13 protein-coding genes are annotated in these 15,623 nt (G+C 33.7%); 6 read left to right on the forward strand and 7 right to left on the reverse strand.

The window, feature by feature from the left end; genetic code table 11:
• Positions 1-193 precede the first annotated feature (193 nt).
• Positions 194-1,564 (forward strand): PQQ-dependent sugar dehydrogenase, encoded by a 1,371-nt coding sequence (locus AC1Q7L_RS16910; RefSeq protein ID WP_492307235.1) that lies wholly within the window; start codon positions 194-196, stop codon positions 1,562-1,564.
• A gap of 13 nt (positions 1,565-1,577) precedes the next feature.
• Here the strand turns inward: AC1Q7L_RS16910 and AC1Q7L_RS16915 are convergent, their stop codons facing one another.
• From AC1Q7L_RS16915 to AC1Q7L_RS16935, 5 genes are all read right to left on the reverse strand, one after another.
• Complete coding sequence (locus tag AC1Q7L_RS16915; protein ID WP_492307234.1) at positions 1,578-2,783, reverse strand: hypothetical protein; 1,206 nt, start codon at positions 2,781-2,783, stop codon at positions 1,578-1,580.
• A gap of 3 nt (positions 2,784-2,786) precedes the next feature.
• Positions 2,787-4,145: an oxygen-independent coproporphyrinogen III oxidase gene (gene hemN / locus AC1Q7L_RS16920; RefSeq protein WP_492307233.1), complete on the reverse strand. Its 1,359-nt coding sequence runs from the start codon at positions 4,143-4,145 to the stop codon at positions 2,787-2,789.
• 90 nt (positions 4,146-4,235) lie between these two features.
• Positions 4,236-5,147, reverse strand: coding sequence for a sialate O-acetylesterase (locus AC1Q7L_RS16925; RefSeq protein ID WP_492307232.1), 912 nt, complete (start codon positions 5,145-5,147; stop codon positions 4,236-4,238).
• 78 nt (positions 5,148-5,225) lie between these two features.
• Positions 5,226-6,248: a WD40/YVTN/BNR-like repeat-containing protein gene (locus AC1Q7L_RS16930; RefSeq protein ID WP_492307231.1), complete on the reverse strand. Its 1,023-nt coding sequence runs from the start codon at positions 6,246-6,248 to the stop codon at positions 5,226-5,228.
• Positions 6,249-6,306: 58 nt separating this feature from the next.
• Complete coding sequence (locus AC1Q7L_RS16935; protein WP_410694264.1) at positions 6,307-7,848, reverse strand: APC family permease; 1,542 nt, start codon at positions 7,846-7,848, stop codon at positions 6,307-6,309.
• A gap of 165 nt (positions 7,849-8,013) precedes the next feature.
• Here AC1Q7L_RS16935 and pnuC point away from each other — a divergent pair, with 165 nt between their 5' ends.
• The 5 genes from pnuC to AC1Q7L_RS16960 all read left to right on the forward strand — a co-directional run bounded on the left by pnuC (position 8,014) and on the right by AC1Q7L_RS16960 (position 14,019).
• Positions 8,014-8,691 (forward strand): nicotinamide riboside transporter PnuC, encoded by a 678-nt coding sequence (pnuC, locus tag AC1Q7L_RS16940; RefSeq protein WP_492307230.1) that lies wholly within the window; start codon positions 8,014-8,016, stop codon positions 8,689-8,691.
• Positions 8,688-9,347, forward strand: a complete 660-nt coding sequence (locus AC1Q7L_RS16945) for a hypothetical protein (RefSeq protein ID WP_492307229.1) — start codon at positions 8,688-8,690, stop codon at positions 9,345-9,347. The genes pnuC and AC1Q7L_RS16945 overlap by 4 nt, the downstream gene beginning before the upstream one ends.
• Positions 9,348-9,441: 94 nt before the next feature.
• Positions 9,442-10,209, forward strand: coding sequence for a diaminopimelate epimerase (gene dapF / locus AC1Q7L_RS16950; protein WP_492307228.1), 768 nt, complete (start codon positions 9,442-9,444; stop codon positions 10,207-10,209).
• 31 nt (positions 10,210-10,240) lie between these two features.
• Positions 10,241-11,266 (forward strand): endolytic transglycosylase MltG, encoded by a 1,026-nt coding sequence (gene mltG, locus AC1Q7L_RS16955; RefSeq protein WP_492307227.1) that lies wholly within the window; start codon positions 10,241-10,243, stop codon positions 11,264-11,266.
• 167 nt (positions 11,267-11,433) lie between these two features.
• The gene (locus AC1Q7L_RS16960; RefSeq protein ID WP_492307226.1) at positions 11,434-14,019 is read left to right on the forward strand and encodes a TonB-dependent receptor domain-containing protein; all 2,586 of its coding nucleotides are present in this window, start codon (positions 11,434-11,436) and stop codon (positions 14,017-14,019) included.
• Between the two features lie 52 nt (positions 14,020-14,071).
• Here the strand turns inward: AC1Q7L_RS16960 and AC1Q7L_RS16965 are convergent, their stop codons facing one another.
• Positions 14,072-14,509 (reverse strand): adenylyltransferase/cytidyltransferase family protein, encoded by a 438-nt coding sequence (locus AC1Q7L_RS16965; RefSeq protein ID WP_066750249.1) that lies wholly within the window; start codon positions 14,507-14,509, stop codon positions 14,072-14,074.
• 84 nt (positions 14,510-14,593) lie between these two features.
• Positions 14,594-15,616 carry a UDP-glucose 4-epimerase GalE gene (galE, locus tag AC1Q7L_RS16970; protein ID WP_492307225.1) on the reverse strand — a complete coding sequence of 341 codons (1,023 nt, stop codon included), beginning with the start codon at positions 15,614-15,616 and terminating at the stop codon, positions 14,594-14,596.
• Positions 15,617-15,623 lie beyond the last annotated feature (7 nt).

Raw genomic sequence — 15,623 nt, forward strand, 5'->3', positions numbered from 1 at the left:
GTCGGCAAATATAATGATTTTCTTGATATTTTATGAATTTTTAAGAACAGAAATCGTTTATTTTCAGATATATCGGCTATTTCACTTCTATTTAAGATTTATCAATTTTTATGTTATATTATGATGATCTTTTAAATTTGATTGGTACGGAATTTTCATTCACTTAATTCAACACACTAAATATCAAAATATTATGAAAAAACTACTTTTTACGGCAAGTATTTTTTCTTCCTTAATCCTTAATTCTCAAACAATTATTTTGGAAGAATTTGCAACCGGACTTACGGCTCCGGTAGAGATTACAAACGCTAACGACAGTAGGCTATTTGTCGTGCAACAGAACGGAATGATTAAAATTATTCAACCAAACGGGACAATTAACGCCACGAATTTCTTAAATATCAGTTCTAAAATTCTGTATGGTGGAGAAAGAGGACTTTTAGGTTTAGCATTCCACCCACAATACTCGACGAACGGGTATTTTTTTGTGTATTACAACAACACAGCCGGGAACATTATCGTTGCAAGATACACCGTAACTTCAGATGCCAATGTTGCCGATCCTAATTCCGAAAAGATTTTATTGAATATTCCAAAACCGTTTGATAATCACAATGGCGGAAGTATTCATTTTGCACCTGACGGAAATTTATGGATCGTCACGGGAGACGGTGGAAGTGGCGGAGATCCCAACAACAACGCTCAAAACAAAAATTCTTTACTCGGAAAAATGCTGAGAATTGATGTTAATGCAACAGGAGCTTACAATATCCCGACCGGAAATCCTTTTATTGGCTCAACAGTTGATGGCTTAGACGAAATCTGGGCTTATGGACTTAGAAATGCTTGGAAGTGGTCTTTCGATCTTACAACAGGAAATGCAGTGATCGCAGATGTTGGACAGGGACAAATTGAAGAAATCAACAGAATCCCGCTCACACAGGCCGGGGTCAATTACGGATGGCGCTGTTATGAAGGAAATACAGCTTACAACACGGCCGGTTGTCAGGCTTCTTCGACAATGACTTTTCCAGTGGCGGTTTATGATCATTCCGGAGGAAGATGTTCTATAACCGGAGGTTACGTTTACAGAGGAACAACCTATCCTAGCCTTCAGGGGAAATATATTTTTAGTGATTATTGTACCCCACAAATCGGGATTTTAGATTCTGGAAACTCAATTACATGGACGACCTCATTTGCTGGAAATAATTTCTCAACTTTTGGAGAAGACAGTCAAAAAGAATTGTATGTTGCAGCGGTAAATAATGGGAAAATTTTTAAAATTAAAACAGATGCTTCTTTATCTACGAATGAAAATAATAATTTGAAGCAAATCAAAGTCTATCCGAATCCTGCTTCTAAAAAAGTTTTCATTGATGGATTGAAAGATAAAAATATTTCCGCCGAAATTATAAGTTCAGAGGGAAGGAAAGTTCTTGAAAATGCGAAAATTAACAGCGATAACAGCATTGATATAACAGGAATTCCTGCAGGGGTTTATTATATTAATTTAAAATCCGGTGAGTTGAAATCTTACAGTCAGAAATTGATTATTAAATAAAAAAACAAAAGCCTCAGAATATTCTTTTTGGGGCTTTTATATAATACCAAAATCCAGCAAGGATTGGAATTACCATCAATATTCTTTCCATTAAAGTAAATCTTGCTACCTCAAAATCAAATAAATCAGGTTGAGTTATTGCCAGAAAAACCATTACACCAGCCGAAATTATCATTAATGAAATTGGAAATTGTTCAAAGTGATGTGTATTATTTTTAAATTTCAAATTTAAGATCCAATATCCCAAAAACATTGTCATATAAGGGAAAGCCCAGATTCTATAAGTATCCCAGGCAACGAAATGAAGTAATAATGGCGATAAAACAGCAATCATGAATAGAAAAAATAAAGACAAACCTATTGTGTGGTATTCTTTGTAAACAATAAACAGCAAAAACAAAATTGGAAGACTAAAAGCGAAAGATTTATGATAAATCATTTTTATAATGAAACTTTTACTCTCTGTTGCTAAATAATGTGTAAATTTTTCAGTGTAAGAAGTTGCTACTAAATCTGCAATATCTTTTTTAATTAAACCTGAACCATTGAGATAATTGAACAAATTTAAATAATTATCCTTCCCGTAAATTTCCTGATAATAGGATAAAAAGAACATCAAAACAGCAGGAAGCGCTAGAAATAAGATGCTTTTATTGAATAATTTTAAATTAAAAACTTCTTTGAAAGAAAATTTTTCATCGGACATTTCTGCGACAATTAAAGCAAAAAGAGAAATAGGGATTGTCAGGAAAAAGGATATTTCATGAATCAGCAAACTTATGCAGACCAATATTGATGAAAGAAAGATCAGATTTTTTCTTATTAAAAAAATAATCAATATCGTCAATAAAAAAACAATATGATCTAAATAACCAATAATATGGGCACTTAAAACCACATATTGCGACAAAAAGAAAATTAAATAAAATACTACCCGATAGATATTTCGCGAAATATTATTCGTCTGTTTTAAAGCAATCAAATATAAAAATCCATAAAGAATCAACAATATTACTGCTGAAACCAACAGAATATTAAATTCATTTTTCAGAAAAAAGAAACCAAATATTTGTCCTGCAAGACCTCTTTTAATAAATCCGAACCGATAATCGATCAACCAATGTGCTTCTGACCACTCATTCGGAAATCTTATCGTTTTAAGAACACTAAAAATCAGTGCATAGAAATAAAGTAAAGCAAGCAGAACTTTCCCCTTCATAGACTAGATCGTCATTGAGAAAATTCTAGTCTCAGGTTTATTTCTCATCATTCTAAGGTCAAAAACCATCGCTACATTTCTTGTAAAGGCTCTTCCTTTTTCTGTAATTTTTATCTGATTATCATGAATTTCAACCAACTCATCTTTTTCCATTTCTTTCAGCATTTCAAAAGCATTTTCAAGCTCAGGGAAAGAGTTTTGCGCATCAAAAGTTGTTTCAAGCTGACACATTAAATTCAAAATATGTCGTCTTACAATAAGATCTTCTTCATTTAAACTATGACCTTTTACAACCGGAATTTCACCTTCTTCAACCATCTTCTGATATTCTTCAACCGTTTTTACATTCTGAGCAAAAGCATACCACGAATCAGAAATAGACGACATTCCAAGGCCAACCATCAATTGAGTGTTGCTTGAAGTATATCCCATGAAATTTCTGTGAAGTTTTTTCTGAATTAATGATTGGTATAAATCATCATGTTCCAAAGAAAAATGATCCATTCCCACCTCAATATATCCCAGATCTTCCAATAATTTTTTACCATCTTCGTACAAACGGCGTTTTTCTTCTCCGCTTGGCAGGTCATTTTCGTCGAAACCTCTTTGTCCGACACCCTTCACCCACGGAACGTGTGCGTAAGAATAAAATGCCAAACGATCCGGCTTCAATTCCATTGTTTTACGAATCGTATACTCCATTGCTTCCCAACTTTGGTGCGGAAGTCCGAAAACCAAATCGTGACTGATTCCTCTGTAGCCGATTTCTTTAGCCCATTCCGTCACATTTTTTACATTTTCAAAAGGCTGAATTCTGTTGATCGCTTTCTGAACTTTAGGATCATAATCCTGAACCCCAAAACTCACTCTTCTGAAACCTAGATCATACAAAGTTTGAAGGTGATCTTTCGTTGTATTATTTGGGTGACCTTCGAAAGAAAACTCAGGATGTTCTGCAATTTCCACACTTTCAAAGATACCTTCCAATAAAGTTTTCAAGTTTTTAGGAGAGAAAAATGTTGGTGTTCCGCCGCCTAAATGAAGTTCTTTTAATTTTGGTTTTTCATTAAAAAGTTCCAAATAAAGCTTCCATTCTTTTAAAACACTTTCTAAATAAGGTGTTTCTACACTATGCTGTTTTGTAATACGCTTGTGGCACGCGCAAAACGTACACAAAGCCTCACAAAAAGGTAAATGGATGTAAATAGAAATTCCTTCCCCTTCATTACTTTCCTTAAATGACCTTACAACGCTTTCTTTCCATTTTTCAGGTGAAAAAGTGCTCTCGTCCCAATAAGGAACGGTAGGATAAGACGTATAACGAGGTCCCGGAATATTATATTTATCTATTAAAGAATTCATTGAAAATGTAAATTTTAAAAATGGAACTCCAAAAGGAATTTCATATTGCAAAATTAAATATAACTTATGAATTTTAAATCATGAATTATATTAGGGTTTCTTTTCGAAATTTATAATGAGTCTAAATACCGTGTCCGCAAAACTCTTACCCAAATCGATGTAACCTGCACTGTCATAGTGCCAAGGGTCGTTTCCGTAATTATATTTTACCGTCGATCGGATGATCGCAGCATTTTTATCATTCTTCACAAATTTTTCCTGAGCATATTGCACCAACTCCCCTGTCGGCCAAACTTTCCCGACTTCATTCTTCCCGGAATCTGAAATTTTTCCAATCACAACAGGCAAATCATCGATTAATAAAGTCGCTCTCATTTGATTCATCAATATTTTCAGATGATCGTAATATTTATTGGCAATTTCTTCTGTCAAACCTGCGTCACTCTCGCCTTGCATCCAAAGAATTCCTGAAGGTATTAATTCATCTTTTTTGCCGTTTCCGTCGATATCCGCTTCAGATAAAGCATTTTTTACGGTTTTTAAAAAGTTATCGTATTGATTAATTCCGTTCTTTCCGTTAAAGTCTGCATCCCAGCATCCGAAATTGGCAGCTGCTAGGCTGTCGATGGAAGTTCCTTCTCTTGCATATTTTATTAAAGCAATTTTATCATTCGGGAAAAGTTCTTTCATTCTTTTTGCAAAAGTAATTTCTAAACCGAATCTGTCTGACAGCGTATTTGTTTTTCCATCTGTCTTAAATCCGGTTCCGTGTCCTGGTTTTAAAATATCCCATTTTCCGACTCCGCCATTCAAATCTCCATCCGGAACTGAATTTCCCTGAAAAATATAAACATCTTTAAAAGTTTTTGAATCATTCGGAAGATCTTTATTATATCCAAAGCCATTCATATTGGATTGTCCGGCAAGAATAAAAACTCTGATCTTTTGAGTATAAAATAAAGTCGGAATTAATAAAAGAAATAATATCTTAAAGTTTTTCATGCGGAAATTTTAACCAAAATTAAGTTGAAGAAAGTTTTAATGAAAAGTTTTTACAGAGATATGCTCTATATGAAAAATTTAGAATTTTAATTTAAGTAAAGATATTTTGTCTTTTCCAGCAATAACGACTGTATTTTTATCAACCCATTTGCAGACAAAAAATCCTTTTTCATTTGAAATTTTCTTCCATGTTTTCCCAAAATCGGAGGAATAACTGATATGCTGATCTCCTACGGAAATAATTTCTTTTCCTTTTGAATTTGGTTTAATTTCTACACAAGTTGTATACCCAGCATTTTTTCCGGAAGCCTGAATTTGCCAGGTTTTTCCTCCATCATTTGTTGTTGCAATATTGTTGATATTTGCCTCTTGTTTTGTATAATCTCCGCCAACTGCAATCCCGAATTTTTTGCTGCCAAAATCTATCGAATAAATCCCTTGAGAAGACTCCCCTTGAATAAAAGGAGTTTCATAAACATCCCATTTACAAGATATCGCTCTCTTTTTATAAATTCTTGATTTTTTGCCACCAGTGGCAATCCATAACCTTCCTGCATAATTTGAAATATTGGTATTACTGGCAGCAAAAGCTGCTTCTCCTTTTTCTAATTTTGGCCAGTTTTTACAATCACAACTTGTCCATTTTGATCCCCCATCACCTGAAAATGCAAGGTTCAGTTTTTGGGTAGGATCAGGATCACTGAAAGCTATTCCGAATTTATTATAAACCAATAATGCATCATAAAATGCTGTTTTCGTAGTGTCTGTATGCACAATCTTGTATGACAAATCTTTTTTATCAATCTTAAAAAAATAAGCCGGGCTTTCAATATTAATTGCAAAAAATGATTCTTTATTCTGAGCTAAAGTTCTGAATTGAAGCTTCTTTTCTGATAATATGATCTGTTTTTGATTATTAAAAGTCTTTAAATCAACAAAACCAAACTTTGAATCTGTTCCGCTGTACCAGACTTTTCCATCGTAAAGTTCTAAAGCGCGAATGCTTATTTTATCATTTAAAATAGTTGTCAGACTTTCTACTTGTTGAGAAAATGTAAGTATTCCCAAGAATGAAAATAAAATTGGTAAAAGCTTTTTCATATTAGCAAAAATAAAAAATCCACAGAATTCTGTGGATTTTAAGTTGAATATTTTTTAATTAATCTAAGTCTGGTTTTTCTAAAGGCTCCTGTTCAGCTTTAAAAGTTTCTCCATAACCTCCGTTTTGAAGTTTTGAGTTTCTCTTACTGTATAGGAAATAAATAATGAAACCGATAATTAACCAAGCAAAAGAATATAATTTAGCTTCTCTACTCAAGTTGAAAATCAAATAAACATTAATTAAAATACCTAAACAAGCAATCAAAGGTAAAGCCGGAACTTTAAAGTTTCTCTGTAAGTTAGGTTCTTTCACTCTTAATACCCAAACAGCTACACAAACCATCGTAAACGCAAATAGAGTTCCGAAACTTGTCATGTGAGCTAAGTCATTAATTGGTGTTAAAGAAGCAACAACAGAAATTACACCTCCCAAAATGATAAGGTTTTTTGTTGGAACCCCCGTTTTAGGATTTACTTTTGAGAAAGTAGCAGGGATAAGACCATCTTTAGACATTCCCAAGAAAATTCTTGATTGTCCCATGATCATTACCATTAATACTGAGATCAAACCAACTGTTGCTGCAATCGTAATGATGTAACCAGCCCAAGCATAACCTGCAATATCAAATGCGTAAGCTACAGGAGCTTTAATCGCATCAGGATATTTACCTAGCGGATTGAAATCTGTATAATGCATCATTCCCGTTAAAACAAGAGATACTAATATGTATAAAAGTGTACAGATAATTAATGAAGTAATAATAGCAAAAGGAACGTCCTTTTTAGGATTAATAGCTTCTCCGGCCTGTGTAGAAACTGCATCAAAACCTACGTAAGCAAAGAAAATAGCAGATGCTCCTGCGACAACTCCGCCTATACCGTATGCAGAATGCGAAACTCCGCCTTCCGTAATAGTTGTAGCTTCAGGGATAAAAGGAATCCAGTTTTTAAAAGGATCAGCAGATCCGAAAATAATAAATGCTCCAGCAATAATTACGAAAATAATAGCCGAAACTTTAAGGATAACGATAAAGTTATTTGCTTTTGCCGCTCCTTTTGTTCCTCTAACTAAAATTGAGATTACAAATAAAACGATAAAAAATGCCGGTAAATTCATTGAAAAACCAGAGTTTCCTGCTGCCCAATACGTTTGTGGATCAGTTGTAAGCCAAGCCGGCAAATGTAACCCAAACATCTTGAGAAGTTTTGCGAAATATCCCGACCAGGATACTGCGACGGTCATTGATCCCATTGCATATTCAAGAATCAATCCCCAACCGATGATCCAGGCGAAGATCTCTCCTACTGTTCCATAAGCGTAAGCGTAAGCCGAACCTTCTACAGGAAGTATTGATGCAAATTCTGCATAACACAAAGCTGCAAATACACAGGCAATACCCGCGATCACAAAAGACAAAGCCAATGCAGGCCCTGCATTATAGTATGCTCCTGTTCCCGTCAGTACAAAAATTCCTCCTCCGATAATTGCTCCGATTCCAATAGCAGTAAGGCTCCATTTTCCAAGAACGCGTTTCAGCTCACTCTTTTTGATATCAGCTTCATAGGCGCTCATCGGTTTTTTAACCCAAATTTTAGACATATTTTATTATTTATTAAAGATTTACGAAAATATAAAAAATTTAGAAATAGTAACGTTTATTGACAAACTTTCGTCATTTATTTTAAATTTAAAAACTTAAAAATCTGATTCACATATAATTTAAGGCATTTTCAGGTGTCTGATTTTTTGTTTATTTTTGACCTTATGAATTTATACGATCTTTTCGTAAAACCGTATGAGAACTATACTGCTTTACAAATTCTGTTAGAAGCCAGCGGAACGCTCTTCGGGATTTTAAGTGTTTATTTTTCCATCAAGAAAAATATTTGGGTATATCCTACCGGTATAGTTTCTACATTAATTTATGTTTACATTCTTTTCAACTTCGGATTATTGGGAGATTGTATGATTAATGTTTATTATACGGCAATGAGTATTTACGGTTGGATCTTGTGGGCTAAGAATTCTAAAGATCATATTCATGTTGATGTAACGTGGGCTACCAAAAAAGAATGGGTTTTTGCGACCTTCCTTTTCATAATAAGTCTACTTTTAGTTACCGTCATATATTATTATAAACCTTACATCGACAATCAGTTTTCAATGGAGGGTACAAACTTAGGTTTATATCATCTTGATTGGGCAAATTGGCTGGATGTTATCACCACTTCAATATTTTTGGTAGGGATGTGGTTTATGGCCAAACAGCGCATTGAGAACTGGATTTTCTGGATCATCGGAGATTTTATTTGCATGCCGATGATGATTTTTAAGGGTCTTGGTATCACTTCGGTTCAATATTTGGTATTTACTATAATGGCGATCCTAGGATACGTCAGTTGGAAAAAAAGTTTTAAAGAAAAAAGTACAATAAAGTCATGAAAAATTTATTAAAAATAACATTCAGTATTTTCGCTATAGCAAGCTTAACATCTTGTCTTGCTTATTCAGACGGATACGCAAACAACGGATACGGAGACCCATACTATAACAACGGAAATTATTACGCTCCTCAAGGATATTACGGCGGCGGCGGATATTATGGTAACGACGGATATTATTACAGAAATGATATCAATTATTACTACGACAGCGGTGTTCCTTATTATTATGGAAGCAACAGAAGAAAAGTGTATGTAGAAAGAAGAAATACGACTACTACTTCACAAAGACCTAATAACGGATTCCGAAACAACTCAAATAGTAACAACAACGGAGGCGGATTTAAGAATAACGGAAATAACAACGGAGGATTCCGAAACTCAAATTCCGGAAGCAACCAAAATAGCGGAGGTTTTAGAAATTCTACGCCACCTGCGAATAATGGTAATAATGGGGGGTTCAGAAATAGTACGCCATCAAATAACAATAGTGGCGGATTCAGAAATCAACAACCAACTACTCCGGCACCGCAAAATAACAACAGTGGTGGATTTAGAAATGATAACAGCTCGTCAAACAGCAATAGTGGAGGATTTAGAAACAGCACTCCACAAACCACAACTCCAACCAGATCAACCGGAGGCGGATTTAGATAAAACGATTATAAATAAGAAAACGGACAGCTAACACTGTTCGTTTTTTGTTTTAAATATAGTAATTTTGCACGTTTATATTTTAGACAAGAAAAGTATGGAATTTTATAAATATCAAGGCACAGGAAATGATTTTGTAATGATCGATAATCGTGACCTGCAGTTTCCTAATGACAAAAATACGATCGAAAAATTGTGCGACAGACGTTTCGGAATCGGGGCTGATGGTCTTATTTTATTGGAAAATGAAGATGGTTATGATTTTAAAATGGTGTATTATAATTCTGACGGTGGAGAAAGCACCATGTGTGGAAACGGTGGAAGATGTCTTGTAGCATTTGCTTTTTTCCTTGATATTTTTGAAGATAAATGCAAATTCATCGCCATTGATGGTGATCATGAAGCTGAAATCCACAACGGAATCATTAAACTAAAAATGATTGATGTAGAAACCGTTTCAAATGACGGAGAAGACGCTGTAATGAATACCGGCTCACCTCATTATGTAAAATATGTGGAAGACTTGGTAAATTACAACGTTTTCGCACAAGGAAATGGTATCAGAAACTCCGAAAATTATAAAGAAAAAGGCATCAATGTAAATTTTGTTGAAAAAATTACCGATGATGAGATCTTTGTAAGAACCTATGAACGAGGCGTTGAGGACGAAACTTTCAGTTGCGGAACAGGAGTTACAGCTTCTGCTTTAACTTTTCTGCAAAAACATAATCTAATCTCTGTAAAAGTTAAAACTTTAGGCGGAAACCTTAAAGTTTATGCTGAAAAAAATGGAGACTCTTTCCAGAATATTTGGTTAGAGGGTCCTGCAAAACAGGTTTTTAGAGGAAAAGTAGATCTTATTTAAAAACAACAAAAACTTTTAATCAATTTTAATAATGAAAAAAGCTATTCTCATTATCATTCTGCTAATTATTGTGATTGCAGGATTTTTTGGTTTTAGATTTTATACTAAATATTACGGAAACAACGTAGAAAAAGACGGATATGTTTTGATCCCTCATAATGCGAGTTTTAAACAAGTATTAGATTCTATTGCTCCCTATATTAAAAATAAAGAATCTTTTGAAGATGTTGCAAAAGATAAAAATCTTGATAAATATTTAAAAGCCGGTCGTTACCACATCCAAAGCGGAACAGGCAACACCAACTTGGTAAATATGATCAAAGCAGGAAATCAGAGTGAGAATACATTTAGAATTGGTGATTTTGGAGATATTTATCAAATGGTTGGTAAAGTAACCAAGAAAACAGAACTGGATTCTTTACAATTTGTGAATGATTTTAATAAGATCGCCACAGAAAAAGGGTATAATAATGCAGAAGATCTGAAAAAATATTTCTTCATTGATACTTATAATTTTTTCTGGACGGTAACTCCAAAAGAGTTCTTTAACAAATTTGACAGTCAGTATAACGAATTTTGGAACAGCGAAAGAAAAAATAAAGAGCAACAATCCGGATTAACAAGAGATCAAATTTATGCTTTGGCTTCCATCGTTTATAAAGAATCCGGAGGTAAAAAGGATGAAATGAAAACGATCGCAGGATTGTATTTAAACCGTTACAGAAAAGGAATGAAACTTCAATCCGATCCAACGGTAATTTATGCCATCAACAAGCAGACAAATTTTAAAGATCCGATAAAAAGAGTTTTATATAAACATTTAACGACCCCATCTCCTTATAATACGTATGCTAATAAAGGAATTCCACCAGGACCAATTTGTGTAGTAGATAAAAGCTCTGTTGATGCTGTTTTGAATGCAGAGAACAACAACTTTATCTTTATGTGTGCAGATCCTAAAAGATTTGGATATCACAAATTTACAGCAAGTGCAGAAGAGCATGCAGTTAATGCAAAAGCGTATCAGGATTGGCTGAATTCAAAAAATATAAAATAAGAAATAAATTTAACTTTATTTTAACAATCTAATAATTAACATTTAGGTTTAAAAAACGACATATACTTTATAAATAATAAACTAACCTTAATATATTGAAATGTATTCAATTAACAATTTCATAATATTAAGAAAGATTTTTCACGATTTTACACAAACAATACCTTATGAATCAGACGGAAATTATCAATATTTTCACAAAAAGAACTTTAGGGCTTACTTTTGTACTATCGGCGGCAGCGTTCGCCTTTGGACAGGAAAAAGCAGGTATTTCAGGAACGGTAGTTAATAAAAGTAACCAACCTGTTCCTTATGCTTCAGTGACTTTCAGTAATAAAGCAAATAAATTATTAAGTGATGCTACGCTTACCGACGAAAAAGGACAGTATAAACTAGACCTTACGCCTGGAAATTACGACATCACGATTGAGGCAATCGATTACAAGAAAAGCCTTATTAATAAGCAGATTTCAGCAGCCGGAAACATCGGAGCTTTATCTATTGAACCTGAAAAAAGCGCTACTAATGTTAAAACTCAGGATATTGAAGGAATTGTTTTAACAGCTCCAACAACCAAAGCTTACAAAGTAGAATTAGACAAGAGGACTTATGATCCTTCGCAGGATATTGTGAGTAAAGGTGGGAATTTGCAGGATGTTTTACAAAATGTTCCGTCCGTGGAAGTAGATACCGATGGTACTGTTTCGATGAGAGGAAGTAGCAATGTAAAGTTTTTAATTAATGGTAAACCCTCTGCTTTATTAGGTATTTCTGAGGGAAGCAATGCTCTTCAAAGTATTCCTGCTGACCAGATTGAAAGAATTGAAGTGATTACAAACCCATCTTCAAAATTTGAAGCATCCGGAACTTCAGGTATTTTAAATATCATCTTAAAGAAAAGTAAAAAAGTAGGTTTTAACGGAAGCGTTGTAGGAACACTTGGATATCAACCAAGAACCAATTTAAATGCAAATTTAAGCTGGAGAAAAAATAAATTAACTTGGTTTCTTAATGGTGGCGGTGGTTATAGTGAATCTACAACGACTAGTAGAAACAGTAACATCAATTATGATCAGAATAAAAAGTTTCAATTATTAAGATCTGATCAAGAAACCAAAAATAAAAATTATTTTAAAAATTATAATGCAACTGCTGGTTTAGTTTATGATTTAGATGATAAAAACTCATTTAATTTATCCGGAACAGTAAGAACATTTGATGGTGAGACAGACGGAACAATTAATTATAATTTCCTCTATAATAATTCCGATTTTCCGAATACTTATACTTTAAGAACAAGTGACGGAAATAATAATAACCTTGCGTTTCAAGGAGATTTTGGTTGGGATCACAAATTTAATGATAAAGGACATAATTTATCTGTTTCATTAAGTCTTCAGAGAAACAGAAGCAATAATTATACAGATATTTATCAGGAATCAAACTTTATTACTGACTTAGATACTTCAGGAAATATTATTGGTATTACGCCTCAAATGAATTATCAGCTAAGTAATAATGCACAATATTCACTTACAAAATCTGTAATCGGCAAAATTGATTACGAACTTCCTATCAGTGAAAATGCAAAACTAGAAGCTGGTTACAGAATTGACAGAAATGATAATTTCTATGATAATACAGCTAATCAAGCCTTAGGTTTAAATATTCCTTTTACTCCCCTAGGTAAGTTTACAAACGTTACCAATTATGATGAAATGTTTAATGCATTTTATTTACAATTCCGTAGTAAAATAGGTAATTTAGGATATCAATTAGGTCTTAGAGATGAACTTTCTAATGTAAAAGTAGATTACAGAAACCTTGAGGGAAGCAACCCTATTAATGAAAATAAAACATATAATAATCTTTTCCCAAGTGTATTTTTAAGTTACGATCTAGGAAAAGACAATCAGTTTTTATTAAACTATTCCAGAAGAATTGATAGACCGCGTTCTTTCTTTTTAGTTCCTTATTTTTCTATCACAGACAACCAGAATATCTTCTTAGGAAATGTAAATCTGAATCCTTCATATGTTGATTCATTTGAATTTGGATATAGTATTTCTAAAAAGAAATATACTTTAAATCCTACCCTTTTCTATAGAAAAACAACCGGAGATGATAAAACTGTGGCCTATCAGGATGACGAAAGAACAAATGTATATTTCACAACACCTGTAAACTTAGGAACCAACGAACAATACGGTTTAGATTTTAATGGTACGGCGGATGTTTTTCCTTGGTTAAAATTAATGGGTAACTTAAGTTTCTTTGGTTATAAAACAACTGGACTTTATACTTACAACACTATTGATGTTACGGGAGCAAGTATTACCAGAGAACGTCCTTATGATGGTAGCGGTTTCTCTACAAGAGCAAGATTAAATGCTACTTTTAAAGTAGATAAAACATTTAGCTTCCAGTTACAAGGATTCTACAGAGGTCCGCAAAACACTGCAAGTCAGGACAGAAAAGCAATGTATGCTTTAAATATGGGAGCATCCAAAACGATCTGGAAAGGAGACGGAACAATTGCATTCAATATGCAGGATATCTTCAATACCCGTTCTATGAGAAGCACTAACTATCTGGCAACAGGGGTTAGAGAGTCTTACATGCAATGGCAACCAAGACAGTTCTCAGTTTCTCTGACATACAGATTTAAGCAAGGCGAAAAAGTAGAACAGCCTAAAAAGAAAAAAGACATCAACGCCAATGATACAGGCGGGGACGAACAAGGTCCAATGTAAGATAAAATATAATCACAAAAAATCCCGAAATAAAATTTATTTCGGGATTTTTCTATTTTGTAGCTTTTGCCATTTCGGCTTCAAAGATTCTTTTCCTTAAGTCGCTCGAGGAAAACCTGTGATCTCTTTTGTTGTAAAAAATTTCTATGCCTTTTTCTTCACAGTATTTTTTACCTGTGAAATCTTTGTCCATATAATCATCACCGATGATTCTTACGTCAATCACAAAAGATTTTAAAATATCTTCCAAATCCTGTTCTGTGTAATAAGGGATAATTTCGTCAACCGCATTTACAGCTTTCAACTGAATATAACGCTCCACAATAGTTTGTGTCGGCTTGTTTTTAGTCGGACGATCGTGAGACGGGTCAATTTGAAGACCAACAATTAGATAATCGCAAACTGTTTTTGCTTCTTCCAGCATTTTGATGTGACCTGCGTGTAGTAAATCGAACGAGGAAAATGTAATGCCAATTCTTTCTGTTTTCATAATGTGTATTTAAAATTTCACTGAATACGATATTCTAAGGGATTAAATCTAAATTCAGCAAAGTATTTTTAGTTATATATTAAATTAATTATTTCTTGATTCTAAATATTTTTGCCACTCCCAAGTGGTTCTCAAAGCTTCTTCCAAGCTCGTTTCAGACTTCCAATTGAGTTCCTTTTCTGCTTTGTTTGGATTAGCATAAGCGATCGTAATATCACCTTCTCTCCTATCACAAATTTTATACGGTACCTCAACATTATTTGCAGTTTCAAAAGCTTTTACAACTTCCAAAACAGATGATCCTTTTCCTGTTCCTAAGTTATAAATATCAATGGTAGCTTTATCAGACTCTTTGCTCATTAAACTTTTTAAAGCGGCAACGTGAGCTTTAGCTAAATCTACAACGTAAATATAATCACGAACTGCTGTTCCGTCTACCGTTGGATAATCATTCCCCCAAACACTTAGTTTTTCACGAATTCCGGCTGCCGTTTGCATAACATAAGGTACCAAATTATTAGGAACTCCAATTGGCAATTCACCTAATTTTGCAGATGGATGCGCTCCGATTGGATTAAAATACCTCAACAAAGAAATTTTTCTGTTGTAAGCTTTTGCGAAATCGATTAAAATTTCTTCGCCCATTTGCTTGGTCTTGCCATAAACACTTTCAGGCATTTTCAACGGTGTATTTTCGTCAATTGGCATTTCATCCGCTTGCCCGTAAACCGTACAAGATGAACTGAAAATAAAATTAGAAATTCCTCTGACTGTAAATTCTTGAAGAATATTAATTAAAGAAAACAAATTATTCTCATAGTAATCCACAGGTCTTTCCTGACTTTCTCCAACTGCTTTATATGCTGCAAAATTGATGCAACCCTCAATAGAATATGCATCAAAAACTTGAGTTAAAAGTTCCTTTCTCTTTAAGTCAAAAGGATAAAAATCCGGTTTTTTACCCGTAATTTCCTCAATATTTTTTAAAATAAATTTTTCAGAATTGGATAAATCATCTACAATAACAACATCAAAATTGTTATTCAAAAGTTCTACAACTGTGTGAGAACCAATATATCCAAGACCTCCCGTTACGAGTATTGCCATTTTTTAG

Source organism: Chryseobacterium sp. GW823-FHT05E08 (assembly GCF_058795655.1).

Bases quoted from the DNA above. Each gene is read 5' to 3' on its own strand.
- AC1Q7L_RS16930 (WP_492307231.1), bottom strand. From the start codon at position 6,248: ATGAAAAAGCTTTTACCAATTTTATTTTCATTCTTGGGAATACTTACA.
- AC1Q7L_RS16945 (WP_492307229.1), top strand. From the start codon at position 8,688: ATGAAAAATTTATTAAAAATAACATTCAGTATTTTCGCTATAGCAAGC.
- dapF (WP_492307228.1), top strand. From the start codon at position 9,442: ATGGAATTTTATAAATATCAAGGCACAGGAAATGATTTTGTAATGATC.
- AC1Q7L_RS16915 (WP_492307234.1), bottom strand. From the start codon at position 2,783: ATGAAGGGGAAAGTTCTGCTTGCTTTACTTTATTTCTATGCACTGATT.
- AC1Q7L_RS16965 (WP_066750249.1), bottom strand. From the start codon at position 14,509: ATGAAAACAGAAAGAATTGGCATTACATTTTCCTCGTTCGATTTACTA.
- mltG (WP_492307227.1), top strand. From the start codon at position 10,241: ATGAAAAAAGCTATTCTCATTATCATTCTGCTAATTATTGTGATTGCA.
- pnuC (WP_492307230.1), top strand. From the start codon at position 8,014: ATGAATTTATACGATCTTTTCGTAAAACCGTATGAGAACTATACTGCT.
- AC1Q7L_RS16925 (WP_492307232.1), bottom strand. From the start codon at position 5,147: ATGAAAAACTTTAAGATATTATTTCTTTTATTAATTCCGACTTTATTT.
- galE (WP_492307225.1), bottom strand. From the start codon at position 15,616: ATGGCAATACTCGTAACGGGAGGTCTTGGATATATTGGTTCTCACACA.
- AC1Q7L_RS16960 (WP_492307226.1), top strand. From the start codon at position 11,434: ATGAATCAGACGGAAATTATCAATATTTTCACAAAAAGAACTTTAGGG.
- AC1Q7L_RS16910 (WP_492307235.1), top strand. From the start codon at position 194: ATGAAAAAACTACTTTTTACGGCAAGTATTTTTTCTTCCTTAATCCTT.
- AC1Q7L_RS16935 (WP_410694264.1), bottom strand. From the start codon at position 7,848: ATGTCTAAAATTTGGGTTAAAAAACCGATGAGCGCCTATGAAGCTGAT.
- hemN (WP_492307233.1), bottom strand. From the start codon at position 4,145: ATGAATTCTTTAATAGATAAATATAATATTCCGGGACCTCGTTATACG.